Source organism: Sphingopyxis sp. 113P3 (assembly GCF_001278035.1).
In the GTDB taxonomy this organism is placed as follows: Bacteria; Pseudomonadota; Alphaproteobacteria; order Sphingomonadales; family Sphingomonadaceae; genus Sphingopyxis.
This window is the reverse complement of the sequence record NZ_CP009452.1, coordinates 3,083,591-3,108,833: the sequence shown is the minus strand read 5'-3', so window position 1 is coordinate 3,108,833 and position 25,243 is coordinate 3,083,591. Positions and strand designations below refer to the sequence as shown.

27 protein-coding genes are annotated in these 25,243 nt (G+C 64.8%); 8 read left to right on the top strand and 19 right to left on the bottom strand.

The window, feature by feature from the left end; genetic code table 11:
- The first annotated feature begins 74 nt into the window (after positions 1-74).
- Positions 75-1,211, top strand: coding sequence for an ISAs1 family transposase (locus tag LH20_RS15085; RefSeq protein ID WP_053552998.1), 1,137 nt, complete (start codon positions 75-77; stop codon positions 1,209-1,211).
- Here LH20_RS15085 and LH20_RS15080 read toward each other — a convergent pair.
- The 5 genes from LH20_RS15080 to LH20_RS15060 all read right to left on the bottom strand — a co-directional run bounded on the left by LH20_RS15080 (position 1,186) and on the right by LH20_RS15060 (position 5,226).
- On the bottom strand, positions 1,186-1,368 hold the full coding sequence (locus LH20_RS15080; protein ID WP_053554935.1) for a hypothetical protein: 183 nt from the start codon (positions 1,366-1,368) through the stop codon (positions 1,186-1,188). The genes LH20_RS15085 and LH20_RS15080 overlap by 26 nt on opposite strands.
- A 96-nt stretch (positions 1,369-1,464) precedes the next feature.
- Complete coding sequence (locus LH20_RS15075) at positions 1,465-3,240, bottom strand: DEAD/DEAH box helicase (protein ID WP_053554934.1); 1,776 nt, start codon at positions 3,238-3,240, stop codon at positions 1,465-1,467.
- 146 nt (positions 3,241-3,386) lie between these two features.
- Positions 3,387-4,565, bottom strand: a complete 1,179-nt coding sequence (locus tag LH20_RS15070; protein ID WP_053554933.1) for an NAD(P)/FAD-dependent oxidoreductase — start codon at positions 4,563-4,565, stop codon at positions 3,387-3,389.
- Between the two features lie 8 nt (positions 4,566-4,573).
- Positions 4,574-4,753 carry a hypothetical protein gene (locus tag LH20_RS15065; RefSeq protein WP_053554932.1) on the bottom strand — a complete coding sequence of 60 codons (180 nt, stop codon included), beginning with the start codon at positions 4,751-4,753 and terminating at the stop codon, positions 4,574-4,576.
- Positions 4,750-5,226 carry a GreA/GreB family elongation factor gene (locus LH20_RS15060; RefSeq protein WP_053554931.1) on the bottom strand — a complete coding sequence of 159 codons (477 nt, stop codon included), beginning with the start codon at positions 5,224-5,226 and terminating at the stop codon, positions 4,750-4,752. Before LH20_RS15060 ends, LH20_RS15065 begins: the two co-directional genes overlap by 4 nt.
- A gap of 141 nt (positions 5,227-5,367) precedes the next feature.
- Between LH20_RS15060 and LH20_RS15055 the strand changes: the two genes are divergently transcribed.
- The 4 genes from LH20_RS15055 to LH20_RS15040 all read left to right on the top strand — a co-directional run bounded on the left by LH20_RS15055 (position 5,368) and on the right by LH20_RS15040 (position 8,095).
- Positions 5,368-5,889, top strand: coding sequence for a sigma-70 family RNA polymerase sigma factor (locus LH20_RS15055; protein WP_053554930.1), 522 nt, complete (start codon positions 5,368-5,370; stop codon positions 5,887-5,889).
- Between the two features lies 1 nt (position 5,890).
- Positions 5,891-6,529, top strand: coding sequence for an NrsF family protein (locus LH20_RS15050; protein WP_053554929.1), 639 nt, complete (start codon positions 5,891-5,893; stop codon positions 6,527-6,529).
- A 62-nt stretch (positions 6,530-6,591) separates the two neighbouring features.
- Positions 6,592-7,344, top strand: coding sequence for a head GIN domain-containing protein (locus LH20_RS15045; RefSeq protein ID WP_144423589.1), 753 nt, complete (start codon positions 6,592-6,594; stop codon positions 7,342-7,344).
- Positions 7,345-7,384: 40 nt separating this feature from the next.
- A complete protein-coding gene (locus tag LH20_RS15040) occupies positions 7,385-8,095 on the top strand; it encodes a head GIN domain-containing protein (RefSeq protein ID WP_053554927.1) in 711 nt (236 codons plus the stop codon).
- A gap of 146 nt (positions 8,096-8,241) precedes the next feature.
- On the opposite strand, the gene LH20_RS15035 is transcribed toward LH20_RS15040, so the two are convergent.
- The 8 genes from LH20_RS15035 to rpsM form a co-directional block, all read right to left on the bottom strand.
- Positions 8,242-9,168 (bottom strand): glycine zipper 2TM domain-containing protein, encoded by a 927-nt coding sequence (locus LH20_RS15035; RefSeq protein WP_053554926.1) that lies wholly within the window; start codon positions 9,166-9,168, stop codon positions 8,242-8,244.
- Positions 9,169-9,287: 119 nt separating this feature from the next.
- Positions 9,288-9,782: a GAF domain-containing protein gene (locus LH20_RS15030; protein ID WP_053554925.1), complete on the bottom strand. Its 495-nt coding sequence runs from the start codon at positions 9,780-9,782 to the stop codon at positions 9,288-9,290.
- A gap of 31 nt (positions 9,783-9,813) precedes the next feature.
- Positions 9,814-10,974 carry a hypothetical protein gene (locus LH20_RS15025; protein ID WP_053554924.1) on the bottom strand — a complete coding sequence of 387 codons (1,161 nt, stop codon included), beginning with the start codon at positions 10,972-10,974 and terminating at the stop codon, positions 9,814-9,816.
- Positions 10,950-13,109 (bottom strand): prolyl oligopeptidase family serine peptidase, encoded by a 2,160-nt coding sequence (locus tag LH20_RS15020; protein WP_053554923.1) that lies wholly within the window; start codon positions 13,107-13,109, stop codon positions 10,950-10,952. The genes LH20_RS15025 and LH20_RS15020 overlap by 25 nt, the downstream gene beginning before the upstream one ends.
- Positions 13,110-13,310: 201 nt before the next feature.
- Positions 13,311-13,730, bottom strand: a complete 420-nt coding sequence (gene rplQ / locus LH20_RS15015; protein WP_053554922.1) for a 50S ribosomal protein L17 — start codon at positions 13,728-13,730, stop codon at positions 13,311-13,313.
- A gap of 121 nt (positions 13,731-13,851) precedes the next feature.
- Positions 13,852-14,910: a DNA-directed RNA polymerase subunit alpha gene (locus LH20_RS15010; RefSeq protein ID WP_053554921.1), complete on the bottom strand. Its 1,059-nt coding sequence runs from the start codon at positions 14,908-14,910 to the stop codon at positions 13,852-13,854.
- 103 nt (positions 14,911-15,013) lie between these two features.
- Positions 15,014-15,403 carry a 30S ribosomal protein S11 gene (gene rpsK, locus LH20_RS15005; RefSeq protein ID WP_003040416.1) on the bottom strand — a complete coding sequence of 130 codons (390 nt, stop codon included), beginning with the start codon at positions 15,401-15,403 and terminating at the stop codon, positions 15,014-15,016.
- Between the two features lie 78 nt (positions 15,404-15,481).
- Positions 15,482-15,850, bottom strand: a complete 369-nt coding sequence (gene rpsM / locus LH20_RS15000) for a 30S ribosomal protein S13 (RefSeq protein WP_053554920.1) — start codon at positions 15,848-15,850, stop codon at positions 15,482-15,484.
- Positions 15,851-16,121: 271 nt separating this feature from the next.
- Between rpsM and LH20_RS14995 the strand changes: the two genes are divergently transcribed.
- A complete protein-coding gene (locus LH20_RS14995) occupies positions 16,122-17,258 on the top strand; it encodes an ISAs1 family transposase (protein WP_053554919.1) in 1,137 nt (378 codons plus the stop codon).
- Positions 17,259-17,348: 90 nt separating this feature from the next.
- On the opposite strand, the gene LH20_RS14990 is transcribed toward LH20_RS14995, so the two are convergent.
- The 3 genes from LH20_RS14990 to LH20_RS14980 are packed head-to-tail and all read right to left on the bottom strand — an operon-like array spanning position 17,349 to position 19,940.
- Positions 17,349-18,134, bottom strand: a complete 786-nt coding sequence (locus LH20_RS14990; RefSeq protein WP_053554918.1) for an inositol monophosphatase family protein — start codon at positions 18,132-18,134, stop codon at positions 17,349-17,351.
- 12 nt (positions 18,135-18,146) lie between these two features.
- Positions 18,147-19,490 carry a TldD/PmbA family protein gene (locus LH20_RS14985; RefSeq protein WP_053554917.1) on the bottom strand — a complete coding sequence of 448 codons (1,344 nt, stop codon included), beginning with the start codon at positions 19,488-19,490 and terminating at the stop codon, positions 18,147-18,149.
- A gap of 51 nt (positions 19,491-19,541) precedes the next feature.
- A complete protein-coding gene (locus tag LH20_RS14980; RefSeq protein WP_053554916.1) occupies positions 19,542-19,940 on the bottom strand; it encodes a hypothetical protein in 399 nt (132 codons plus the stop codon).
- A 316-nt stretch (positions 19,941-20,256) separates the two neighbouring features.
- Between LH20_RS14980 and LH20_RS14975 the strand changes: the two genes are divergently transcribed.
- Both LH20_RS14975 and LH20_RS14970 read left to right on the top strand, forming a co-directional pair.
- A complete protein-coding gene (locus tag LH20_RS14975; protein ID WP_053554915.1) occupies positions 20,257-22,194 on the top strand; it encodes a S9 family peptidase in 1,938 nt (645 codons plus the stop codon).
- 70 nt (positions 22,195-22,264) lie between these two features.
- The gene (locus tag LH20_RS14970) at positions 22,265-23,527 is read left to right on the top strand and encodes a SulP family inorganic anion transporter (RefSeq protein ID WP_053554914.1); all 1,263 of its coding nucleotides are present in this window, start codon (positions 22,265-22,267) and stop codon (positions 23,525-23,527) included.
- Between the two features lie 3 nt (positions 23,528-23,530).
- Here the strand turns inward: LH20_RS14970 and LH20_RS14965 are convergent, their stop codons facing one another.
- From LH20_RS14965 to LH20_RS14955, 3 genes are all read right to left on the bottom strand, one after another.
- The gene (locus LH20_RS14965; protein ID WP_053554913.1) at positions 23,531-24,145 is read right to left on the bottom strand and encodes a hypothetical protein; all 615 of its coding nucleotides are present in this window, start codon (positions 24,143-24,145) and stop codon (positions 23,531-23,533) included.
- Between the two features lie 82 nt (positions 24,146-24,227).
- Positions 24,228-24,761, bottom strand: coding sequence for a demethoxyubiquinone hydroxylase family protein (locus LH20_RS14960; protein ID WP_053554912.1), 534 nt, complete (start codon positions 24,759-24,761; stop codon positions 24,228-24,230).
- Positions 24,758-25,240 carry a disulfide bond formation protein B gene (locus LH20_RS14955; RefSeq protein ID WP_053554911.1) on the bottom strand — a complete coding sequence of 161 codons (483 nt, stop codon included), beginning with the start codon at positions 25,238-25,240 and terminating at the stop codon, positions 24,758-24,760. The genes LH20_RS14960 and LH20_RS14955 overlap by 4 nt, the downstream gene beginning before the upstream one ends.
- Positions 25,241-25,243: the final 3 nt, after the last annotated feature.

Here is a 25,243-nt window from a genome sequence, read left to right as displayed (position 1 = left end):
CAGGTTAACGATTGGGGGTGGCGTTTGAAGTGCTGAGCTGATTCAGGGGTGCTCCACCTAGGAGGGGGCATTTGATGGCCGGCACTGTATCGCTACTGGATCATTTTTCGGCGCTGAAGGATCCGCGCCAGCAATGGCGGGTGATCTATCCACTTCGAGAGATCCTGTTTCTGGTTCTGTCCGCGACGCTGAGCGGAATGGAAGATTTTGTCGAGATCAGGCTGTGGGGGCAGCAACGTCTGGACTTCCTGCGCCGCTTTCTGCCCTTTGAGCGCGGGATACCGGCGCACGATACATTGAACGACGTGATCAATGCGATCGACGAGGAGCTGTTCAAATCCTGCTTTGCAAGCTGGGTAGAGACGCTGCGCGAGCAGGATCCGGACATCATCGCGATCGACGGCAAGACCTCGCGCCGGTCGCATGACCGCGGCCGCGGCCGTGATCCGCTGCACATGGTATCAGCCTGGGCGACGCGCCAGCGTCTGGTTCTGGGACAGGAGGCGATCGAGCATAAATCGAACGAGATCGTCGCCATTCCGCGCCTGCTCGAGCGACTGGAACTCAAGGGCGCGCTGGTGACGATCGACGCCATGGGCACCCAGAGCGAGATCGCCGAGAAGATCGTGGCGAAGGGGGGCGATTATTTGCTGGCGCTCAAAGCCAACCGGCCGGCTACCTATAAGGATGTAGTCCGCTTCTTCGCTGATCCGCCCGCCGATCAAGTCTCCAAGCCCTTCGAAACGGTCGAAAAGGACCATGGCCGCCTCGAGAGCAGGCGTCATGTCGTATGCCACGAGGTGGATTGGCTGTTCTCCGACCGGCGCTATCCCGACGAACCACGATTCCCGCATCTCGCCATGATCGCGATGGTCGAAACCCAAGTCGAACGACAGGGGCGCCTCGAGCAGGAGCGACGTTATTATCTCTCCTCTGCCAAGCTCGATGCCAAAAGCTTCGCCGCTGCCGTACGCGCCCATTGGGGCATCGAAAACCGGCTTCACTGGGTCCTCGATGTCGTCTTCCATGACGACCTCGCCCGCCTCAGAACCGGTTCCGGCCCCCAAAATATGGCCGTCGTCAAACACATGGCCATGAACCTGGTGCGCGCTCAGGACGATAAGCACAGCCTCAAGGTCCGCCGTAAACTCGCCAACCTCAATCCCGACTACCTCCAGAAACTCCTCACTCAAGACCCCGCGTTAACCTGAAGCGATTCCCCTGGTGATAGATGTCGATATAATTGAGCCCGATCGCGCTCTGCCGTACCAGCGCCTGCCCGCGGCCCGGCGCGCCCAGCGCCACCTTGCGCCACTCGATGACCTCGGGTCCGCCCTGCGTCTCGATAAAGGCCTGAATCGCCTGCATTCCATCCTCTCCTGCTCCTGCCCGATTTTGGGACGAAGAGAGATGCGGCGCAAGGGGCGGTGCGATGCGCGCCCTCCTGCTGCGAGGAGGGGCGCGTCAGCGCGGTCGGCGTCCTTTTCCCTTTCCATAGGGTTTTGCCTTGAAACCCCCGGGCTTTCCGCCGCCCGCAAAGGACTTGCCGCCACTGCGCGGCGTCTTGTCGCGCCGCGGGGGGTAGGCAGCACCGCCGGGCGCCGGCGTGATCGCGACTCCGCTCTCGTCCTCGCCATCGGCGTTGGCGCTGCGCTGGACGGCCTCGGCGAAACGGTCGGCGATGGCGAGCGGAATGTTGAACAAGGTCTCGCTGGGGCCGATGCGGATCGCGCCGATCTCATGCTTCGTCACATGGCCCCGGCGACAAAGCAGCGGCAGAATCCAGCGCGGATCGGCATTCTGGCGCCGCCCGATGTTGAGTCGGAACCAGACGCTGTCGTCGAACCCTTCGCGTCGGGGAGAGCGCTCGCCGCGATGGGGATGATCGCCCGCCTGATCGAGGGGCCCGCCTCGCTCGCGGCGCGGTGGAGGGCCGTTGTCGATGAGGTCCTCGGGCGGCGGCATGGTCGCGCGATGCGCGCGGACGAGCGACGCCGCAATATCCTCGGGCGAGCGTTCGGCGAGCAGCCGCTGCGCAAGTTCGAGGTCATCGGGCTCGTGCTCGACTGGCGCGAGCAACTTTTCGATGAGTCGCTCCTGGTCCTTTTGGCGAACATCGGCCGCGGTCGGCGCATTCCCCCACTCGGCCTCAATTCGCGCACCGCGCAGCATGGCGTCGACGCGTCGACGGCGCGGATAGGGGACAATCAGCACCGCGGTGCCCTTCTTGCCCGCGCGTCCGGTGCGCCCCGAGCGGTGCTGGAGCGTTTCGGCATCGCGTGGGATTTCGACATGAATGACGAGGCTGAGGCTCGGCAAGTCGATTCCGCGCGCAGCGACGTCGGTTGCGACGCAAACGCGGGCGCGGCGGTCACGCAGCGCCTGCAGCGCATGGTTGCGCTCGTTCTGGCTGTGCTCTCCCGACAGGGCGACGGCGGCGAATCCGCGATTGACCAGCCGTGCGTGAAGGCGCCGGACATTGTCGCGCGTCGCACAAAAGAGCATTGCCGTGTCGGGCTCATGAAGACGCAGAAGATTGATCACCGCGCCTTCGATATCGGCGGGCGCGACCGTGACCACCTGATAGGCGATGTCCCCATGCCCGCGGTCTTCGCCCACGGTCGAAATGCGTAGCGCGTCGCGCTGGTAACGCTTGGCGAGCTGCGCGATCGGTTTCGGGATCGTCGCGGAAAAGAGCAACGTGCGACGCGATTGGGGTGTGGCATCGAGAATTTCTTCAAGATCCTCGCGAAATCCCATGTCGAGCATTTCGTCCGCCTCGTCGAGCACCGCGACCCGCAGGCTTTCAAGGTCGAGCGCTCCGCGCTCGAGATGATCGCGCAGGCGCCCCGGTGTGCCGATCACGATATGCACGCCCTGATTGAGATTGCGGCGCTCGCGGCTCGCGTCCATGCCGCCGACGCAGGTTGCGATACGCGCACCGGCCTTCGCATAGAGCCAGCTGAGCTCACGGCTGACCTGCAGGGCCAGCTCGCGCGTGGGTGCAACGATCAGCGCGAGGGGGGCGGCGGCGAAGGGAAGGCGGCCGCCGTCCAGAAGCTCGCCCGCCATTGCTAGGCCGAAGGCGACGGTCTTGCCCGACCCGGTCTGGGCGGAAACAAGCAGGTCCCGGCCGTGCGCCGCGTCTTCGGTAACCTGGGACTGCACGGGCGTGAGCGCCTCATAGCCACGCGCGACAAGCGCGTCCGCGAGGACGGGTGAAAGATGATTGAAAGACATGATTCGATAGTTCCATACGGCGCTGCATTACCGTCGATTGATCGCCACCCTGAACTTGTTTCAGGGTCCATGGCCAAAGGTCGCAGCGTCAGGCCATGGATGCTGAAACAAGTCCAGCATGACGCGAAAATGGTGTCGGTCTTTTCCTAAAGGGCGAGGCCCGCCGCGTATCCGCTGGCCCAGGCCCATTGAAAATTATAGCCGCCCAGCCACCCGGTGACGTCCACGGCTTCCCCGACCGCATAGAGACCTGGAGGGCTTTTGGCCATCATTGTTTGCGACGAGAGGCCCGCGGTCGCGATGCCGCCTGCGGTCACCTCGGCCTTGGTGAAGCCTTCGGTGCCATTCGGCCGGAAGGTCCAGCCGCGGAGCCTGGCCTCGGTGTCGGCGAGCCTGCGGTCGGTGTGCGCCCCGAGTTCGCCTGGCAATGCAAGCCGCTCGGCGAGCGTCTGCGCGAGGCGGTCGGGAAGGGTGCTTGCCAGCGCCGCTGCGAGCGTCGCGCGGGGGCGCTCGCGTTTCGCCGCGACCAGCCAGCCAAGTGGGGCGTCGGGGGTGAAATCGATCGTCACCGGTTCGCCGTGCCGCCAATAGCTGCTGATTTGCAGGATCGCGGGGCCGGAGAGCCCCCGGTGCGTGAACAGCGCCGCCTCGCGAAACGCTGCTTTGCCCGAACGCGCCTCGACCGGCGTCGCCACCCCCGACAGAGAGCGAAAGAGCACATCGTCGCCGCCGAGCGTCAGCGGCACGAGCGCGGGACGCGGTTCGACGATCTTGAGACCGAACCGGCGCGCAAGGTCGTAGGCGAAACCAGTCGCGCCCATCTTGGGGATCGACGGGCCGCCGGTTGCAATGACAAGGTTGGGAGCGGCGAAATGAAGATTGCCGAATGTGCCGCGAAACATCGCGTCCCCATGGCTGACTTCTTCGACAGTTTCCCCGCAGCGAATATCGACCCCGCCCTTTGCGCACTCACCAAGCAACATGGCGACGATCTGCTTTGCCGAGCCGTCGCAGAACAGCTGACCCAAGGTCTTTTCATGATAGGCAATGCCATAGGCATCGACGAGCGCAATGAAGTCGGCAGGCGTGTAGCGCGCGAGCGCCGATTTGGCGAAATGCGGGTTCGCCGAGAGATAGGTCTCCGCGCGCGCGTGGAGGTTGGTGAAATTGCACCGCCCGCCGCCTGAGATCAGAATTTTCTTCCCCACCTGATCGGCATGATCGAGCAGCAGCACGCGCCGCCCGCGCTGACCTGCGGTCGCGGCGCACATCAGCCCGGCCGCGCCGGCACCCAGCACGATGGCGTCATAAGTGGCGATGGTCATGGCGGGCGTCAGTGCAGTCTTGCGATCGACAGCCCGTCGGCCTTGGCGCGAATCTTCACCGATTCCTCGCTATGGGTCAGCGCCTTGGCGATCGCCTTTAGCGCCATGCCCTTCTTGGCAAGCGTGTGCAGCTTGTCGATCTCGGCGGCGGTCCAGGGCTGCTTGTGGCGCTCGAAGCGGTCTTTCATGCCATCACCTCGGCGTCCGCGGTGGCGGAGAGGATGGTGATGGCGTCATCGCGCCCCTGGAACGCGACGGTCTCTCCGGCCTCGGCCCCCATCAGCGCGCGGCCGAGCGGTGCGCTAAAGGCAATGCGGAGCGCAGCCGGGTCGGCCTCGTCATGTCCGACGATCGTGATGCAGCGCTTCGTCCCGCCTAGCCGATAGGTCACGCGGCTCCCGATGCCCACGACGCCGTCTGCGGGCGCGATCTGCACTTCGGCGGTCGCCTTGCGGGTGCTAAAATAGCGTAGGTGGCGCAGCAGCTTCTTGCGCGCCTCCTCGTCACCTGCCGCCGCAACCTCAGCCTCGATGCGAGCAACCTCTTCGGCGAGAAGGCGCGCGCCGCGCGGCGTGACGAGGTTTGCGCCGACCGGGATCGGCAGCTCATACTCGGGTTCCTTATGTTCGTCGTCGCTTTCGCGGCGGAACGCTACGCTCATCGTCTTCTCTCACAGGGATTCGGGGAAAGGCTGCTTCTACACCGCGAAGGTGGCGACAAGAAGGCGCTGTAACTTTGCGCGGCATCTCGGCGAAGCAGAAGCGATGCGCCCAACCGTTCGATCTGTCATAATGCCCAGCCGATGAGCATTGACGAACCCTCGCTCGCGCGGCTTATGGCCGCATCGCAGCGCGGCGACCGCGCAGCCTATCGCGCGCTGCTCGGCGATTGCCGCACCTGGCTCGGGCGCTACTTCGCACGCCGCTGCGCGCCCTACCAGATTGACGATCTTGTACAGGAAACTTTGGTGTCGCTGCACCGCAAGCGCGCGACCTGGGACAGCGGCCGCGCGTTTCTGCCGTGGCTCGCAGCGATTGCGCGCTATCGCTGGATCGACATGCTCCGCCGCCAGCGGGACGAGATCGAACTCGGCGAAGGCGACGCCGCGATCGGGGCTGAGGACGAGGCCGTGCACGCACGGCTCAGCCTTGACCGGCTCCTTGCACGTCTGCCTGCCGGGCAGGCGCAGGCGATTACGCTGGTGAAGATCGAGGGCGCCTCTATCGCGGAAGCGTCGCGGATCAGCGGCCAGAGCGAATCGCTGGTCAAGGTGAATATCCATCGCGGGCTCAAGAGGCTCGCGGGGCTCGTGGAAAGCGAATGACATGAACGACGCATCGATCGATGAGCTGATCGACGGTTTGGCCGACGACCTTGAACCCGTGAGGCCGCGGCGCATCACGCGCGCATCATTGTGGGTGGGCGCGGGCTGGCTTGCTGCGGGTGCGTTGCTGCTCTGGATCTTTGGGATGCGCCAAGATCTCGCCGCGATGCCGGTGCTCTCCATGCTCACCTTCTGGCTGGTCGCCATGGTCGCGATCGCCACGATCTGGAGCGCGCTTCGCATGGGTCTGCCCGGCGTCGGGCGCGACTATGGCGGCTGGCGCTGGACGGCGCTCGCCGCGCTCGCACTGCCGCTTTCGGCGCTGTTTGTCGGGTTTAGCGGCGAGCGCAGCGCTATCGAAGCGGCACGGGCGGGCGTTTATCCCTGCTTCCCGATGGCGCTCGCCTCCGGCCTGGGCGTCGGCGCGGCGCTTTTTGGCTGGCTGCGCGCGGGAGCGCCGACGTCGCCGGCGCGTGCCGGCTGGGTGATCGGGCTCGGATCGGGTGCATCGGGTGCAACAATTGTCGCGCTCCATTGCCCCCTCGACGATATCGTACACATCGCGCTCTGGCACGGCGGCGCGGTCCTACTGGCAGCGGTCGCCGGGCGGCTGGTGCTGCCGCCGCTTCTGCGCTGGTGAGGATCTTTGTGGACAGCGACCACCCCCGTGTGTTACGGAGATAACACACAAGGAGACTGGTGATGCGAAACGGGACGAGGATGACGCTGCTTGCGATGATGCTGGCGACCGCGGCGGGGTGCAGCGGAGCCGAGAGGGCCGATAGCGGCCAGAAGAGCGAATCGCGTGCGGCAAGCGCAGGTTCGGCATCCACAAAATCGTTCGCGCTCAGCGGCTTCACCGGCGTCGTGGCAGCGGGCCCCTATGACGTGACGATCCGCCGTGGCGACAGCTTCGCGATCAGCGCCAAAGGGCCGCAGGCCGAGCTCGACCAACTCGAGATCGAGGTCGAAGGTTCGATGCTGGCGATCCGCCGCAAGAAAAGCAGCTGGAGTTTTCGCGATCATGACGATGTCGACATCATGATCACCATGCCGCGGCTCAGCGTGGTCAAGCTGACCGGCTCGGGCGCGGTCGAGGCCGACAGCGTCGAAGGCGATGCCGTCGAAGCCGCGGTCACCGGATCGGGCGAACTCAAGATCGCAAAGCTCAGCGGAACGCGCGTCAAACTCGACGTGTCGGGTTCGGGTGATCTTGAAGTTGCGGGCGGAAAGGTCGGCTCGGGCGAGATCAACGTCACCGGCTCGGGCGACGTCGACGCCGACGGATTGCTTGCCGATACGCTCAATGTCTCGGTAACCGGGTCGGGCGATGTCGAGGCGCAGGCGACCGGCCGCGCCGAGGTGCGCTTGCTCGGGTCGGGCGACGTGAAGATCGGTGGGGGCGCAAGATGCTCGACCCGCAAGTCCGGATCGGGCACCGTCACCTGCGGCTGACCCTATGGCGTCGATCCGTGCGGACGGCTAAGGCGGGATCATGATGCCGCCTTTCCGATGCGCCGCGCTCGCGGCCGCCGCCTTGCTGATCCCGGTCTGCGCGATGGCGGCCGAGAAGCGCTATGGTCTCACCAGTTTCGAGGCGATCGAGCTCAACGCCGACGTGACGGTTGAGATTGTCACGCGCGCGCCGGTGAGCGCGGTGGCGACCGGACCTGAGGACGCGCTCGACCGCCTGAGCGTCGAGGCACGCGACGGAAAACTGGTGATCGGCGAGCGCCGCTTTGCGGGGGGCGAGCGCAAGAGCAGAAGCCCGGCGCCGGTGGTGATCCGTATCAACGCTGCCAATCTGCGCTCGGCGATGGTGGCAGGCGCGGGATCGCTGACGATCGACACGCTGAAGGGCGCACGCGTGATGGTCGGCCTGCGAGGGCCCGGCCAACTTGTCGTCAAACGCCTCGATGCTGACCGGCTGTCCGTGGCGATGATCGGCAATGGCACGATGACGCTCGCTGGTTCGGCGCGCCAGGCCAATATGACATTTTCGGGCGGCGGGGCGGTCGATGCGGGCGAACTCGCGGTCGGCGAGCTAATCAGCGACAGCGAGGGCGCGGGCGATCACCGGCTTCGCGCGAGCCGGACCGCGGCGATCACAGCACGCGGGGTCGGCCGGACCGTGGTGCTGGGCCGGCCCGTTTGTACCGTGCGCAACGTCGGGAGCGGCAGCGTGGAATGCGGCGCGGGCAAATAGATTTCGGGAGGTGCCGTGCGCCCCGGGATCGGCGCCGAAACGCACCGGAACCACCCCAAGGCTGCACCCGCCGCCGACCTGCCTCTCCCAAGAAAGGAAAGCCCGCCCTTCCACCGGGGGGGGATCCTTTGTGGAGGCCGGCCCCTTCAGCAGACGCAGCGCGGCTTGGGCTTCGGTTTCCACTTCTTCTTGGCGACGTGGCGTTTGCGCACCGGCACCGTCTCATAATAGGTTCGGGTTGAGGTTTCGACCCGCTCGGTAACCACCGGCGCACCATTGGTGACGATCGTCGTCACGACAACGCCAGGGGTGTACCAGCCATAGCCGTAGCCATATCCATAGCCGTGGTGATAGACGCTGGTGCCGCCCGGATAATTGCCGCCGGGATAGTAGCGGCCGTGGTACTGGCTGCGGCTGGCCCACCAGCTCTCGCACTGTTTGCGGTCTGCCTCGCTGCCGATCGCGGCGCCAGCGATCGCGCCCACGCCGCCGCCGATCACGGTTCCGGCCGTACGGTTCCCCCGCCCTGCGATGCGGTTCCCCGCGACGCCGCCGATCAGACCGCCTGCGATTGCACCGCCGACCGCGTTACCATGTCCGCAGCGGCGCGCCATATCGGCGTCGTGGTGTGGGTCGTACCCGCCATGATATCTGTCCTCATAGGGCGGCGGCGGATACCCAGCGCCGGGGCGGCCCTCGACACTGCCCTCATAGCGTCCTTCGTAGCGACGTCCGTCGGGGGTTTCGTAAGTCCCGTCCCACGTCCCGGTCCAGCGCCCCTCGGCCTCATAGGTTCCGCTGTAGACCGCGTCGGGCGGCGGAGCGGGATAGTCAGGGCCGCGGCGATATTCGACTTCGCTCGGGATGCGGTCAGGATAGCCGGTATAAACACGCGTGTCGGACGCGGTGGGCGCACCGTAATCGAGCTTGGGGCGCGGATCATTCCCGAACGCGGCGCCTTCATTCAGATGTACCCTGCCGTGCGAAAAGGGCATCGAGGTCTCGGCACTCGATGCAGGTGCCGGCAGCAGCAACGATCCCGCGGCAATTCCCAAGAGCAAGACTGTGCGCATGGCTAACTCCCTGTTTCAACGGCTCGCGCTTCGAAGCGGAGCGGCTGGTTAACAATTTGTTTAGCAAAAAGCCGGGAGGCCAGCGAATCCGTTAACCCTCAACGGCGTCTCATTCTGGGTCAGCTTTGGCCAGCGAGAGCGGGAGCAATGCGCGCGACCAAGGCCTCGGCGCCCGCCTGATCATCGTGCGTGAAACGCGAGGGCAGGGGGCTGTCGAGGTCGAGTACGCCGATCAGACGATCCTGTGCGACGATGGGGACGACGAGTTCGCTGCGGCTTTCAGCATCGCAGGCAATATGCCCGGGAAAGGCGAGAACATCGTCGACGCGCTGGCTCGCGCGCAGCCGCGCTGCAGCGCCGCACACGCCCTTGTCGAGTGCGATGCGGATGCATGCCGCCTTGCCCTGGAAGGGGCCGAGGACGAGTTCGCTCCCGTCGAAGCGGTAGAAGCCCGCCCAGTTGAGGTCGGGTATCGCCTCCCAGATCAGCGCCGCCACATTGGCCATATTGGCGATTGCGTCTGCCTCGCCCCCGACGAGCGCCTCGGCGGCGTCCGCGGCTTCGGCCCAGCGTTCGAGTGGCTCGGTGGCGGTGAAGGCGAGGGCATAGGACATGGGTGCTTCTTTCGGCCGGGGAGGAGGCTGCCTAGATGGGAGCAGGATGGGCCGGCGTCAAACCCCCCCGGGGTCCTTCGCAGGGCGGCGGGGCGAAGCGGGCGAGCGAAGGGGTGTCGCCGCGCCAGCGCAGCTCGACCACCGCATAGGTTGCATTGTGGTCCGAGAGGCGGGGGCCCCGGCTACCATCAAAAAGGCTCGTCACCGCAAGCGGCACGACTTCGACCCTTGCGCCGCTTCCAACACCGATCAGATCCTGGAGCGCCGTCCATGCGCTCTCGTCGCTCATCGCAGCGGACCGGGCGTCCGTTCCGTCCCCTGAGAGCGGGGCGATCAGCCGGAAGCCGGGATCGCTTGCAAAGTGGCCGGTGCGATCGCCCGCGCGCTGCATGTTGAAATCGCCCGCCGCGATGACCGGACCTGCCATCGTTTCAGCAAGCAGCCGGTCATTCTCCATCGTCTGAATGCGATGCGCAGTCTCGGCGCGGGCGATCGCAACGCCCGAGGGCTCGCGCGAATTGCGATGGGTGTTGAACAGCCGGAGCGGTTCGGGGACGCCGGGTATGATCAGCGTCGCCACCATGCCGCCCTTGTTGGCGAGGCAGTCGTATCCTGCGCAGGCGCCCGAGCTGAAGGGCGCGGTGTGGCGGACAAAGAGCGGCAGGTCGGTCGCGATATAGAGCCCGCTGTCGAGCCACTTGCCGATGCCTTCGCCCTTGAACCACCGTGCTCCAGCATCATAGTCTGCAGGGCGCGGCGCTGCCGCCGCGGAACTGCGCTTCAGATCGCGCGAGGGGCCAGGCAATACCCAGCCGTAGCCGCCCGCGGCCGCGATCGCGGAGGCGGCGGGGGTAAATGCCTTGTGCAAAAACACTATGTCGGGCGCCTGCCCTGCGGCGCGGCGGCGTTCGAGCCAGAAGGCGATACGGTTCAATTGCCGTTCGCGTCCGAGCCGCGCGGGGAAGGGTAAACCTTCGACGTTGTAGAGCAGAATGCTGAGCCTCATCGCCTGCCACCCGTCCCCCCGTTCGATGACGGGTGGCAGGCGCGCGGGGTCGTAGCATTGGGCGCGCCGCTCGATCCGCGCCGCGTCACCGTCCGGAAACATCGCCCACAGCAGGAAGGCGGCGAGCGCAAAGATCGCCGCGGCGCGCGCGAGCGCCTGCCCTATTCGACGTTCAGTCCGGTCCATTTCGCGGCGAAGGCGTATTTATCTGCCGCCTCGGCGATGATCTTGTCGGTCGGCTTGCCCGACCCGTGGCCGGCGCGTGTCTCGATTCGGATGAGGTGCGGCTTGTCGCCTACCTTGGCGTGCTGGAGCGCTGCGGCATATTTGAAGCTGTGCCCTGGCACCACGCGATCGTCGGTGTCGGCGGTTGTCACCAGGACCGCGGGATATTCGACGCCGTCCTTGATGTTGTGATAGGGTGAATAGGACAAGAGGTTGTGGAAATCCGCCTCTTTTGAGGGATAACCATAATCGTCGACCCAATAACGCCCGGCGGTGAAGCGGTCGAAGCGCAGCATGTCCATCACGCCGACCGCAGGCAGCGCGACGGCGAAAAGATCGGGGCGCTGGTTGGTGACCGCGCCGACTAGGAGCCCCCCGTTCGACCCGCCCTCGATCGCCAGCTGCCCTTTGCCTGTGATCCCTTCGCGGATCAGATATTCCCCCGCGGCGATGAAATCGTCGAAGACGTTCTGCTTCTTGTCGAGGCGGCCGGCATCGTGCCACGCCTTGCCATATTCGCCGCCGCCGCGGAGGTTCGCGATGGCAAGCACGCCACCCTTGTCGACCCAGGCGAGCTTGGTCGGCGAGAAGGCGGGGATCATCGAGACGTTGAAGCCGCCGTAGCCGTAAAGCAGCGTCGGTGAACCTTTGCTGCGGTCGATTCCCTTCTTCATGACCAGGAACATTGGCACCTCGGTGCCGTCCTTCGAATGATAGAAACGCTGCTCGACCGAGAATTGCCTGGGGTCGAAGGTCAGCTTGGGTTCGGCGAAGATGCTGCTCGCTCCGGTCAACGTATCAAGCCGGTAGATGGTCGTTGGCCGCGCGTAGCTCGAAAAGGAGTAAAAGGTCTCGGGATCTCCCGGCTTGCCGCCGAAGCCCGCGGCGGCTCCGATGTCGGCGAGATTGATATTGGCGACGGGCTGGCCGGCCAGTGTCACCATCCGGGCTTCCGACTTCGCATCGCCGAGATAGGAGAGAATGATGCGGTTTCCGACCTGCGAGGCCCCGACGAGCGTCGCCTCACTCTCCGCGACCAACGGCGTCAGCGCCTTCGGCCTGCGGATATCCATTGCGACGATCCGCTGGCGCGGCGCATCCTTGTTGGTGAGGAAGATGAAGAGCGGCCCCTCGTTGCCGACATATTCCCAGTTATTCGCAAAATCCCCGACGAGCACACGGGGCTTCGCGCCCTTCTTGCCGAGCTGATAAAGCGTCACACCATAGCGTTCGTCGGTTCCCTCCGAGGACGTCACGATGAGATATTGCCCATCATCCGTCACCTGGGCGCTATGGTTGAGTGCGGGCTTGTCCGGTGAGGCGTGGATCAGCACGTCCTCGGACTGCGGCGTGCCGAGCCTGTGAAAATAGATGGCGTGGTTTTCGTTGAGCGACTGGAAAGCATCGCGCGCGTCGGGCGCTGGAAATCGCGAATAGTAAAAGCCGCTGCCGTCCTTCGCCCAGTCGAGCGCGGAATATTTTACCCATTGCACCTCGTCGGGCAGGTCATTGCCGGTCGCAACGTCCATCACACGAACGATGCGCCAATCGGTCCCGCCGTCCTGCACCGAATAGAGCAGATAGGCGCCATCCTTCGACGGCGTCCATTCCGCGAGCGCGGTCGCGCCGTCTTTGGCCCACCCGTTAGGATCGATCAGCACCCTGGCTTCGCCCGTCAGTCCCTCGCGGACATAGAGCACCGACTGCGGCTGCAGCCCGTCATTGCGGGTGTAGAAATAGCGGTTGCCCGCTTTTTCCGGGAGGCCGAACCGCTCATAATTATAAAGCTCGCTCATCCGCTTCGCAAAGATGTCGCGTCCCGGCAATGTGTCGAGATAGGCGTCGGTGACCGCGTTCTCGGCGGCCACCCACTCCGCGACCTTGGGATTGACGCGGACATCATCCTCGAGCCAGCGATAGGGATCAGCGACATCAACCCCGAACTGGGTTTCGACGGTGTCGCCGCGCACCGTGTCGGGATAGGTGAGCGAGAGCGCGGGAGCGGTCGCTGTCGCCCTTTCGGCAGCCTGCGCACTGGCGGGAGCCGACATCAGCAGGGCCAGCGCCAGCGGGGCGCGAAAGGCAGGTCGGGACATGGCAAGGCGATCCTCATCGTCGGGTAATAATAATGCGCGGCACTGTAAGGATGGAAAAGGAGCGGGCAAGGGGATTCGGGGCGCGGGCAGGGCAATCGCTTCAGGTTAACGATTGGGGGAAAGGCGCTCGCGCCGCGCCCCAACGAAAAAGGGCGGCCTTCCTGTCGGGGCCGCCCTTCATGTCTGTGATCAAGGTCCTTGTCAGGCGTCCTCGAATTCATCCTCGGCGTTCACCGGGCCAGAATCCTGGCCCTTGGCTTCCACGTCGCGGTCGACGAACTCGATGATCGCGATCGGAGCGGCGTCGGAAGCGCGGATGCCGGCCTTGATGATACGGGTGTAGCCGCCGTTGCGGTCCTTGTAACGCTCGGCGAGCACGTCGAACAGCTTGGTGAGCTGGGTGTCGTCCATCAGCCGGCTCTTGGCGAGGCGGCGATTGGCAAGCCCGCCGCGCTTGGCGAGCGTCACGAGCTTTTCGACATAGGGACGCAGTTCCTTCGCCTTGGCGACGGTCGTCGTGATCTGTTCATGCTTGATGAGTGCGGCCGACATGTTGCGGAACAGGGCCGTGCGGTGCGCGCTGGTGCGCTGCAGCTTCCGGCCACCCGATTTATGACGCATGATACTTTCCTTCGTTTGTCAAAGGGGCCGTGCGAGGTACCCCAAGCCAGGTCGATTTAAGGGGCCGACCCTTTTCCCACCGCGATAGCAGCCCCGGCTTTCGCCGGGGCGAATGCCATCTTTAGCCCAGCAGTTCCTGCTCGAGCTTCTTGGCCATTTCCTCGATGTTCTCGGGCGGCCAGCCCGGGATATCCATGCCGAGGCGCAGACCCATCGACGAGAGCACTTCCTTGATTTCGTTCAAGGACTTGCGACCGAAGTTCGGGGTGCGCAGCATTTCGGCTTCGGTCTTCTGAACGAGGTCACCGATGTAGATGATGTTGTCGTTCTTGAGGCAGTTTGCACTGCGGACCGAGAGTTCGAGCTCGTCGACCTTTTTCAGAAGGAAGCGGTTCAGCTGATTGACGTCCGATTCGTCGCTGGCTGCCGAGGGGGCTGCCATGCCGATCAGGCCGCTGTCGTTCATCGCTTCTTCGAAGTGGACGAAGACCTGCAGCTGGTCCTGAAGGATGCGCGCGGCATAGGCGACAGCATCTTCCGGCGTGACCGTCCCGTCGGTTTCGACGGTCAGGTTGAGCTTGTCATAGTCAAGCTCCTGCCCGATGCGGGCATTGTCGACCTTGTAGGCGACCTGACGGACGGGCGAATAGAGCGAGTCGACCGGGATCAGACCGATCGGTGCGTCGGCCGGGCGGTTGGCGGTAGCCGGAACATAACCCTTGCCGGTATCGGCAACGAGTTCCATGTTGAGCGTCGCACCCTCGTCGAGGTGGCAGATGACATGGTTGGGGTTCATCACCTTGATGTCACCCGACACCATGATGTCGCCCGCCTTTACCGTCGCGGGCCCGGTTGCCGAAAGCTGGAGCCGCTTCGGGCCTTCGCCTTCCATCTTGAGCGCGATCTGCTTCACGTTGAGAACGATGTCGGTGACATCTTCCCGAACGCCGGCGAGGCTGGAGAATTCGTGGAGCACATTCTCGATCTTGATCGAGGTGATTGCAGCGCCCTGGAGCGACGAGAGCAGCACGCGGCGCAGCGCGTTGCCGAGCGTCAGGCCAAAACCGCGCTCGAGCGGTTCGGCCACGAAGGTCGCCTTGCGCTTGCCGTCGCCGCCGGCCTTGATTTCCAGGTTGCTGGGCTTCTTCAATTCCTGCCAGTTCCGGATATTGACAGTCATGGACTTCCCTTTGCTTTGGCGGGACAGGCGGGGGTCGGCCACCGGTCCAGCGAGAGATTTGGTGCGGGCGGCGCCCCGGCGTGGGACGCCCCCTTAAAAGACGTCAGACGCGGCGGCGCTTGGCCGGGCGGACGCCATTGTGCGGGATCGGGGTCACGTCGCGGATCGAGGTGATGTGGAAACCGACTGCCTGCAGGGCCCGCAGGGCCGACTCGCGGCCTGCGCCGGGGCCCTTGACCTCGACCTCAAGCGTGCGGACACCATGTTCGGCGGCCTTCTTGCCTGCATCCTCGGCGCAAACCTGCGCAGCGTAGGGAGTCGATTTGCGGCTGCCCTTGAAGCCCATCATGCCGGCGCTCGACCAGGCAATTGCATTGCCCTGCGCGTCGGTGATGGTGATCATCGTGTTGTTGAAAGTCGCGTTGACGTGGGCCACACCCGACGAGATATTCTTGCGTTCGCGCCGGCGAAGGCGCTGCGGTTCACGAGCCATGATGCTGAATCCTACCTAATCCATGAAGCGGGCCGGGGCGCAGCCGAAACGGGCGGCCGCCGGCGCGGAAAAACCGGCTTACTTCTTCTTGCCGGCGATCGGCTTCGCCTTGCCCTTGCGGGTGCGCGCGTTGGTGTGCGTGCGCTGGCCGCGAACGGGAAGGCCCTTGCGATGACGCAGGCCGCGATAGCAGGCGAGGTCCATCAGGCGCTTGATGTTCATCGCCGTGTTGCGGCGAAGATCGCCCTCGACCGTGTGGTCGGCGTCGATCGCCTCGCGGATCTGCAGGACTTCGGCGTCCGACAGGTCCTGGATGCGGCGGCTGTGGTCGATCCCCAGCTTGTCGGCGATGTCGACGGCAGTCTTGCGACCGATGCCGTGGATGTAGGTGAGCGCGATGATCACGCGCTTGTTGGTCGGGAGATTGACACCCGCGATACGAGCCATTGCAAACTTTCTCCTGCTCCACAGGGCGCGCTGGCAAACGGCCCTATCTCAAAGCGTCTGATTTCCAACGCAAAAAACGGACCACGAATTCGCTCGCTGCGATTCGCCGTCCGGTCAGCCTGTCGGAATGGGGTGCAGCTAAGGAGAGTCGCACCCAATGTCAAGCGATCCGACCGCTTTTGTCAGGGCAATCGCTTCAGGTTAACGATTGGGGGTGGCGATTGAAGAGCTGAGCTGATTCAGGGGTGCTCCACCTAGGAGGGGGCATTTGATGGCCGGCACTGTATCGCTACTGGATCATTTTTCGGCGCTGAAGGATCCGCGCCAGCAATGGCGGGTGATCTATCCACTTCGAGAGATCCTGTTTCTGGTTCTGTCCGCGACGCTGAGCGGAATGGAAGATTTTGTCGAGATCAGGCTGTGGGGACAGCAGCGTCTGGACTTCCTGCGCCGCTTTCTGCCCTTTGAGCGCGGGATACCGGCGCACGACACTTTGAACGACGTGATCAATGCGATCGACGAGGAGCTGTTCAAATCCTGCTTTGCGAGCTGGGTAGAGACGCTTCGCGAGCAGGAGCCGGACATTATCGCGATCGACGGCAAGACCTCGCGCCGGTCGCATGACCGCGGCCGCGGCCGTGATCCGCTGCACATGGTATCCGCCTGGGCGACGCGCCAGCGTCTGGTTCTGGGACAGGAGGCGATCGAGCATAAATCGAACGAGATCGTCGCCATTCCGCGCCTGCTCGAGCGACTGGAACTCAAGGGCGCGCTGGTGACGATCGACGCCATGGGCACCCAGAGCGAGATCGCCGAGAAGATCGTGGCGAAGGGGGGTGATTATTTGCTGGCGCTCAAAGCCAACCGGCCTGCTACCTATAGGGATGTGGTCCGCTTCTTCGCCGAGCCGCCTGCCGATCAGCTCTCCGAGCCCTTCGAAACGGTCGAAAAGGATCACGGCCGCCTCGAGAGCAGGCGTCATGTCGTATGCCACGAGGTGGATTGGCTGTTCTCCGACCGGCGCTATCCCGACGAACCACGATTCCCGCATCTCGCCATGATCGCGATGGTCGAAACCCAAGTCGAACGACAGGGGCGCCTCGAGCAGGAGCGACGTTATTATCTCTCCTCTGCCAAGCTCGATGCCAAAAGCTTCGCCGCTGCCGTACGCGCCCATTGGGGCATCGAAAACCGGCTTCACTGGGTCCTCGATGTCGTCTTCCATGACGACCTCGCCCGCCTCAGAACCGGTTCCGGCCCCCAAAATATGGCCGTCGTCAAACACATGGCCATGAACCTCGTGCGCGCTCAGGACGATAAGCACAGCCTCAAGGTCCGGCGAAAACTCGCCAACCTCAATCCCGACTACCTCCAGAAACTCCTCACTCAAGACCCCGCGTTAACCTGAAGCGATTCCCCTGCCGCTTTTGTGGGCGATCGAAAGGGTGACCCCGCTCCAGCCGACACGCGATACGCCCGCAAGGTCTGAAGCGCAAGATCAGGATGTCAGCGCGACGGCGCGATCGCGGAGGCGGGCGACGACGGCATCGTGGATGCCGGGAGCGCAGGCGATGACGCCGAAGGCCTGGGCCCGCGGCGTATTGAAGACGAGCGGCGCGCCAAAAGCGTCGGTGACGGTCGCGCCAGCTTCGGTTGCGATCAGCGCCGCTGCCGCGACGTCCCATTCGAACCCCCAGCGCAGCGTCGCAACCAGATCGGCGCGGTCGTCGGCAACGAGCGCCATGCGCAGCGCGATGCTGTTCGGCTTGGTTACCATGACGAGATCGCGGTCGATCTTTGGCAGATTGTCGGCGGGCACGCGTGCGCCGCCGAATTGCGTGCGGCGGCTTGCCCGCAGCGGCTCGCCGTTAAGCTGGGCGCCCTCGCCGCGCTGAGCGACCCATAATTCGTCCAGCGCGGGGGCGTAGAGCACCCCAAGTTCCGGCGTGCCATCGACCACAAGGGCCACCGACACCGCCCAGCCCGGACGCCCCCGGATGAAATCGCGTGTCCCGTCGATCGGGTCGACGCACCACATGGCACGCCGTGATAGACGCGCGTCATTGTCCGCGGTCTCCTCCGACAGCCACCCCGCTTCAGGGACCATCGCGCCAAGAACCGCCTTCAGGCGCGCGTCGACCGCGAGGTCGACGTCGCTCACGGGATTGTCGTGCGACTTGTGCCAAACGTCGATCGCCTGGCCCTCTCCCCGCCAGCGCGCCATCGCCATGTCCCCGACCTCGCGCGTTGCGGCAATCACCGCTTCAAGATTGCGGCCCGGCAAGCCTGCCCCCGTCTAGCTGCTCGCGACGGTCATGCCGTCGATGCGCAGCGTCGGAACGTTGGTGGCGTGGCGAAACTCCAGATCATTCGCCGGCACAAGCGCGGCGAACATGTCGATCAGATTTCCCGCTATCGTGAATTCGGCGATGGGCCCGGCAACTGCGCCGTCGCGGATGACGAAGCCCGACGCGCCGCGGCTATAGTCGCCGGTAACCGGATTGACCCCCTGGCCGATCAGCTCGGTGATATAGACCCCCTCGGTTATGTCCGCCATCAGCGCCGCGGGGGTGACCCCCCCGGGAGCAAGATGCAGATTGCTTGCGCTCACCCCGGATGCACCGCCGCCCCGGGTCGCATGACCGGTGGGGGCAAGGCCGAGCTGCTTGGCCGAAGCGGTATCGAGCAGCCAGCCGGTGATCCGGCCGTCCGCGACGATGTCGCGCGCCGCGGTCGGCAGGCCCTCGCCGTCGAAGGCGCGGCTGCGAAGTCCGCGCAGACGGTGCGGATCGTCGCGAATGACGATGGCGCTGTCGAACAGCTGGCGATCCTCCTTGCCGAGCAGAAAGCTGGTTCCACGCGCAACGGCCGGGCCGGCGATCGCGCCGAGCAGATGGCCGACCAGGCTGCTCCCGACCCGCGGATCGACGACGACAGGCACCTTGCCGACTGGCGCCTTGCCGGGGTTCAGCCGCGCGACGGCGCGCCGTCCGGCGCGCGTGCCGATGTCATCGGCGCTTTCAAGGTCGGAGAGATGATGGGCACTGTGCCAACCGTAATCACGCTGCATCGCCGCGCCTTCGCCTGCGATGACGCTCGCCGAGAGGCTGTGCCCGCTCGCGCCATAACCTCCCGCGAAGCCGTGACTCGTTACGAGCGCGAAGCGGGTGCGGCTATGGCTTGCGCTGCCGCCCTCGCTGTTCGTGACCCCGGTCACAGCGCGCGCAGCTTGCTCCACCCTGAGCGCGGCCGCGCGGAGGGCCTCGGGGTCGGCCTCGCTGCCATCGTCCAGATCGAGATCGGGGAGAGACCCCTTGAACAGCAGCTCGCCCGGCGCGAGGCCGGCATAGGGGTCCTCGGGGGCCTCGCGCGCCATCGCGACGCAGCGTTCGACCAGCCCTGCCAGTTCGCTTGCATCCATATCGGCGGTCGACACGCTCGCACTTCGCTGGCCGACGAAGACGCGCAGGCTGATGTCCTGGCTTTCGGAGCGTTCGACATCCTCGAGCGCGCCAAGGCGCATCGACACGGAGGTCGCGGCATTGCAGTAATAGAGCGCGTCGGCGGCGTCGGCGCCCGCACGGGTTGCGGCGTCGCACAGCATTTGCGCACGGTCGAGGGCTTCGGCAACGGTCAGCATGGCCGCGCCCTAGACCGGGCGCAGCGGGTCGTCAAAAATTTTAGTCGAAACTCACCCCGCGACGGCGGCAAGTGCCTGCGTCGCAGCAAGCGCGCCGCTGACCCACAGAAAGGGCAGCGCGAGCGCGGCGAGCCACAGGCGGCGTACGTCGCGGCGGAAGCGCGCGTGGAGCCCCCAGCTGGCGAGCGCCTGGCGGCTGAGATGATACCAGCGCCGTTCAGTGATCCGCGCAACGGGTAGCGCCAGCGCGAGCAGCATGATGAGGGCGATGATGGTGAACGCCGACGGGGCGCCAGCGGCAATCGCGCTCGACACCAGCCAGATCTGCAGCGCCGCAAAGGCGAGCAGCGCTGCTGCCACATGAACGGTCATCCGCCGTCCAAGGCTACGCGCCGCAGGTACGCTGGGAGTCGAGCGCCCCAGGAGGCGCGGTCCGAACGTCGATGCCATCTTTTATCAGCCTCCCCGGCTGGCGATTCCCAGAAGGAACCAGGTTTTCAGCCGTTTTTCCCCGAGTCAAGGCAGGATGCCGCCGATTCGTTAATTTTCCGCATCCATTCGTCGAAGATTTGCAACAAAATGAAGTCGAAATGCTCTGTGTGAGCGAAAAGACGCGCCTTTTTACGGGCAAGACGGGCTGTGGGCTTGCCTCCCGGGGCGCTACCAAAAGGCTGGTCCACACCAGCGACGGGTCTATCTGCAAGCGGATGACGGTCTCGCACCGTCCAGCGGCTGTTGATCCCGCTTAGAAAACAGGGGAAATCCTATGCGTCATCTCGCCCTTATCGCGGCTCTCGCTTTGCCGATCACGTCAGCTCTTGGAGAGGAAGCGCCGCCCGCGGCTGTCGAGGCCCGGCCTGCGGCGCTCATCGCCGACGGTGTGCCTTCCGTGCCATCTGAACTTGCTGCCGCAACGCGCCCCTATATGGAAAGCCGCGGCGCGAATTTTATCGGTTGGAACGACAGAGACAAGTCGATGCTGATCGTGACCCGCTTCGGCAATACGAACCAGATCCACCGCGTCGCGGCGCCGATGGGCGCGCGCCAGCAGCTGACGTTCGAGGAAGAGCCGGTGAGCTCGGGCGCCTGGTCGCCGAAGAGCGCCAATGTCATGCTGGTGGAGAAGGATATTGGCGGCAATGAATTTTACCAGATCTACGCGATGAAGAACGGGCGGCCTGTGCTGCTCACCGACGGCAAGAGTCGCAACAGCCTCGATGCGTGGAGCGATGACGGAACGCTCATCGGCTTTACCTCGACCCGGCGCAACGGCCGGGACAGCGACCTTTATGTCATGAACCCGCACGACCCGGCTTCGGTGCGCATGGTCGCCGAGGTTGAGGGTGGCGGCTGGAATTTGGTCGACTTTGCTCCCGACAAGAGTTGGGCGCTGGTTGCCAAATATGTCTCCGTACAAAAGGTCGACCTCTACCGGCTCGACCTTGGGGGCGGAACGCTGACGCCCATCGGCGATCACGCCAAGACGATCGCGTTCGGCGGCGCGGCCTTCGCGCCGGACGGGACCATCTGGGTGACCAGTGACGAGGGGTCGGATTTTCTCCGGCTGGGGACGCTCGATCCCAAAAGCGGTGCCTTCACACCGCGCGGTCCGGCCGAAGAATGGGATGTCGGCTCCTTCGACATTTCAGATGACGGCCGCTTCATTGCCTATGTCGTGAACGAGGCGGGGATCAGCAAGCTTCGCATCCTTGACGCCGGGAGCGGCAAGGTGCGCACGGTGGATGCGCTCCCTGCGGGGATCATCGGCGGCGTCGACATCGCGCCGTGGGGCGAGATCGGGCTCAGCTTCACCTCCGCGCGAAGCGCTGCGGACGCCTACAGCGTTGATCCTGAGAGCCTCAAGGTGACACGCTGGACGCAGAGCGAGACAGGCGGGCTCGACGTGACGAAGAATGTCGAGCCGGAACTTGTGCGTGTAAAGAGCTTCGACGGGCTGACGGTGTCGGGGTTCCTCTATCGCCCCGATGCGGCAAAATTCCCCGGCAAGCGCCCCTTGATCATGAACGTTCACGGCGGACCTGAAGGGCAGTCACGGCCCGGGTTTCTCGGGCGCAACAATTATCTGCTTAATGAGCTTGGCATCGCCATCTTCTATCCCAACGTCCGTGGATCCACAGGCTATGGCAAGACGTTCGTCAGCCTCGACAATGGACCCTTCAAGCGCGAAGACAGCGTCAAGGACATGGGGGCGTTCCTTGATGTGCTGGCGAAGGATCCTTCGCTCGATGCGGCACGCTTCGGCCTGACCGGGGGCAGTTACGGCGGCTATATGTGCTATGCTGCTGCCATTCATTATGCCGACAGGTTGCGCGCCAATCTGTGCGTCGTCGCGATCTCGAACTTTGTTACCTTTCTTGAAAACACCCAGGATTACCGCCGCGACCTGCGCCGCGTCGAATATGGCGACGAGCGCGTCCCCGAGCAGCGCGCAAAGCTCTTGGAAATCTCGCCCCTCACGCGCGTCGGCGACATCCGCAAGCCGCTCTTTGTCGTAACGGGCGCCAATGATCCGCGCGTGCCGGCATCCGAAGCCGAGCAGATCATCGCAGCGGTGCGCAAGAACGGCGGGACCGCGTGGCATCTCATAGGTACCAACGAGGGGCATGGCTTCGCCAAGAAGGAGAACGCCGACTATCAATTCTGGACCTCGCTGCTGTTCTGGCAGCAATATCTCCTCGATTGATGATGCCGTCTTGACCCGGGCACGGGCGGGGGCCTAGCGGATTTCCATTCTTTCATCGAATGGGGACTCGATGCGCCGGCCCAAATTGCTCGATACGATGCGCGACTATAGCTGGCAGCTGTTTCGTGCCGACGCATTAGCCGGCATCAGCGTCGCTCTCGTCGCATTGCCGCTGTGCATCGCCATTGCCATCGCATCGGGCAGCACGCCCTTCGTCGGGCTCGTCACTGCAATCATCGGCGGGTTTGTCATTTCATTGACGAGTGGCAGCCGGGTACAGATCGGCGGGCCGACCGGGGCCTTCATTGTCGTCGTATATGGCGTGATCCAGGATCACGGGATGGACGGGCTGATCGTCGCAACGATCATGGCCGGACTGATCCTGATCCTTGCGGGCTATTTCCGTGCGGGGCGGCTGATTGCGCTGATCCCAGAGGCGGTGATCAACGGCTTCACCATCGGGATCGCTGCCATCATTGCCGCGAGCCAGCTGGCCGATGCGATGGGGTTATCGGCAGGCAAGGTTCCTGCCGACATGATCCCCAAGATCGAGGCGCTGTGGGCCGCGCGCGCATCGTTCAGTGGCATTGCCTTTGCGGTCACGGCGGTGACAATCGCGGCCATCCTCCTGCTTCGTCGCTGGCGTCCGCGCTGGCCGGTGCTCGTGATCGCGGTGGGTGCCGCCTCGCTCGCGGTTCTCTCGCTCAACCTGCCGGTCGATACGGTGGGCTCGCGGTTCGGCGCGCTGCCGAGCGGTCTGCCCGCGCCCCACTGGCCGCAGGTGACGTTGGAGCGATTGGCCGAACTCCTCCCTTCTGCGCTGACCATCGCCTTTCTTGCCGGGGTCGAATCGCTGCTTTCAGCGATCGTCGCCGACCGCATGTTCGGCGGCCAGCACCGGCCAAGTGCCGAACTGCTCGCGCAAGGCTACGCCAATGTCCTCACGCCGCTGTTCGGCGGTCTGCCTGTGACGGGCGCGATCGCGCGCACAGCGACCAATGTCCGCGCCGGCGGGCGGACACCGGTGGCGGGAATGGTGCACGCGCTTGTGATCCTGTTTGTGCTCCTCGTCGCCGGTGGGCTCGCGGGTGCGCTGGCTTTGCCCGCGCTCGCCGCGGTGCTGCTCGTGACGGCCGCCAATATGGCGGAGCCCGAAAAATGGCGCGAGCACTGGTCGCTGCCGTGGGACGAGCGGCTGTTGTTGCTGCTCACCCTGTTCCTCACTGTCTTTGCCGACCTGACGATCGCGATCGGTGTGGGGGTTGCCTTGGGGCTTTTGCTCCGCTGGTGGAAAGGCGCGCGCACGGCCCTCTGGACGCCGCGCGAGCGCTAGCAATCAGTTTTGCGGCAGCGCCGGCAGCGCTTCTGCGTCCGGTTCAACCTCGTCCGTTGCAGGGGCGGGCGCTTCGCCATTGGCTTGGCGCTCAAGCTCTTCGGCTGCCTTCTGGCGTTCGGCGAGCGCTCGCTCCTCGGCAACCACCGCAGCTTCGACCTCTTCGGCTGCTGCGTCGATTCCCGCGAGCCTTTTTGCACGTTCGTCGGCGATCATCGCCTGCCAGTCGGTCTTGTCGGCCGCCTGTGCTTCGGCCTTTGCGCCCGAGACCAGCTGCTGAGTACAGCCGGTAAAGCCGCCAAGCCCGACCGGCGAGCAGCTGTCGGTGCCGAAGCGGCCGACGCGCTCCATCGCGACGACGCGGTTCAGCCATGCCTGGTTGCGCGGATCGAGCGGATCGCCGCCACGGAAAATCTGCGGCACGCGGTAGCGGTCGGCTTCGGGCAAGCGGTTGCAGACCACAATCTCGTCAGGGCTGCTCGGCTCGCACTTGTCATTGCCATAGACGATGACCTGATTGACCTTTTCGTTCGGCGTCTCGGCAGCCTCCTGCGCCTGGGCAGGAAGGGCGGCGACGCTACCGGCAAGGAACAGCGCGATAAGGGGCAAGCGGGTCATCTTCTTTTCCTTCGTCAATATCACGATGCCTGGCACCGTGCCCCTGCATCCCCGCTGAACGGGCCGGGTTGAAAATAGTCTATCAGATACGTTTCGACAGGGCGATGGCTGCGCGGCAGCCTGCCCGGATGGCGAGGTTGAGGAGGGGATAGGCGGGGGCGTTTTCGGCGCCGGCCGCGACCGCCGCCTTCTTGTGCTCAAGCTCTTCCGCGCGGAACTCAGCGACCGCGCCGGACAATTCGGGGTCGCTGTTGCCAAGTTCGGAAAGCTGCTTTTGGTAGTGGCGGTCGATTTCGGTCTCGACCGCGGCAGTGCATGCCATCGCGGCGCGCGGCCCCATCGCGGCGGTCACCGCACCGAGCGCGAAGCCTGCGACGTCCCAGACTGGCTGCAAGGCGGTAGGCCGCACGCCCCGGCGCGTGATCATCGCGTCGAAAAACTTGCGGTGACGCTCTTCCTGCTCGGCCATATGCGCGATCTCGCGCGCCATGGGATGGCGGTCGCCCATGACGGCGAGCTGGCCGGCATAGATGCGCGTTGCGCCATATTCGCCGGCTTGGTCGACGCGGATCATCGACGCCGTGCGCCGATCGGCCGGTGGAGAAATGCTCGTCATGCCGCAGATGTGGGCCGGCGGCGGAGCAAGGTCAAGACGAGCGCGGCGGCGGCGAGGGAGAAGACCGCGTTGAAGCCTGCGAGTGAAACTCCGAACAGCGTCCATTGCGGCACGTCGCAGCGGATAATGGGAGCCGCCATGATCGTGTCGAGGGTGATGGGACCGCTCTGACCCGTGCTGCACGTCGTCAGCCCCTCCCAGAAGCCATATTCGACCCCGGCGTGAAAGATGCCGATCGCCCCGCTGACCGCAATCGCAAGCGCGGCGAACAAAGTCAGCGCTCGCATCGCTCCTTCATTGCGGCGCAGGAGCAGGGCCAGCGCCGCGAGCACCATCGCCGCCTGGTGCGGCCAGCGCTGCCAATAGCACATTTCGCAAGGATGGAGGCCGAAGCCATATTGCGACACCAAGGCCCCCCCATAGAGGATGAGGGGAGCCAGCAGCGCCAGCAGCGGCGCAGCGTAACGGCTGTTCAGCATAGG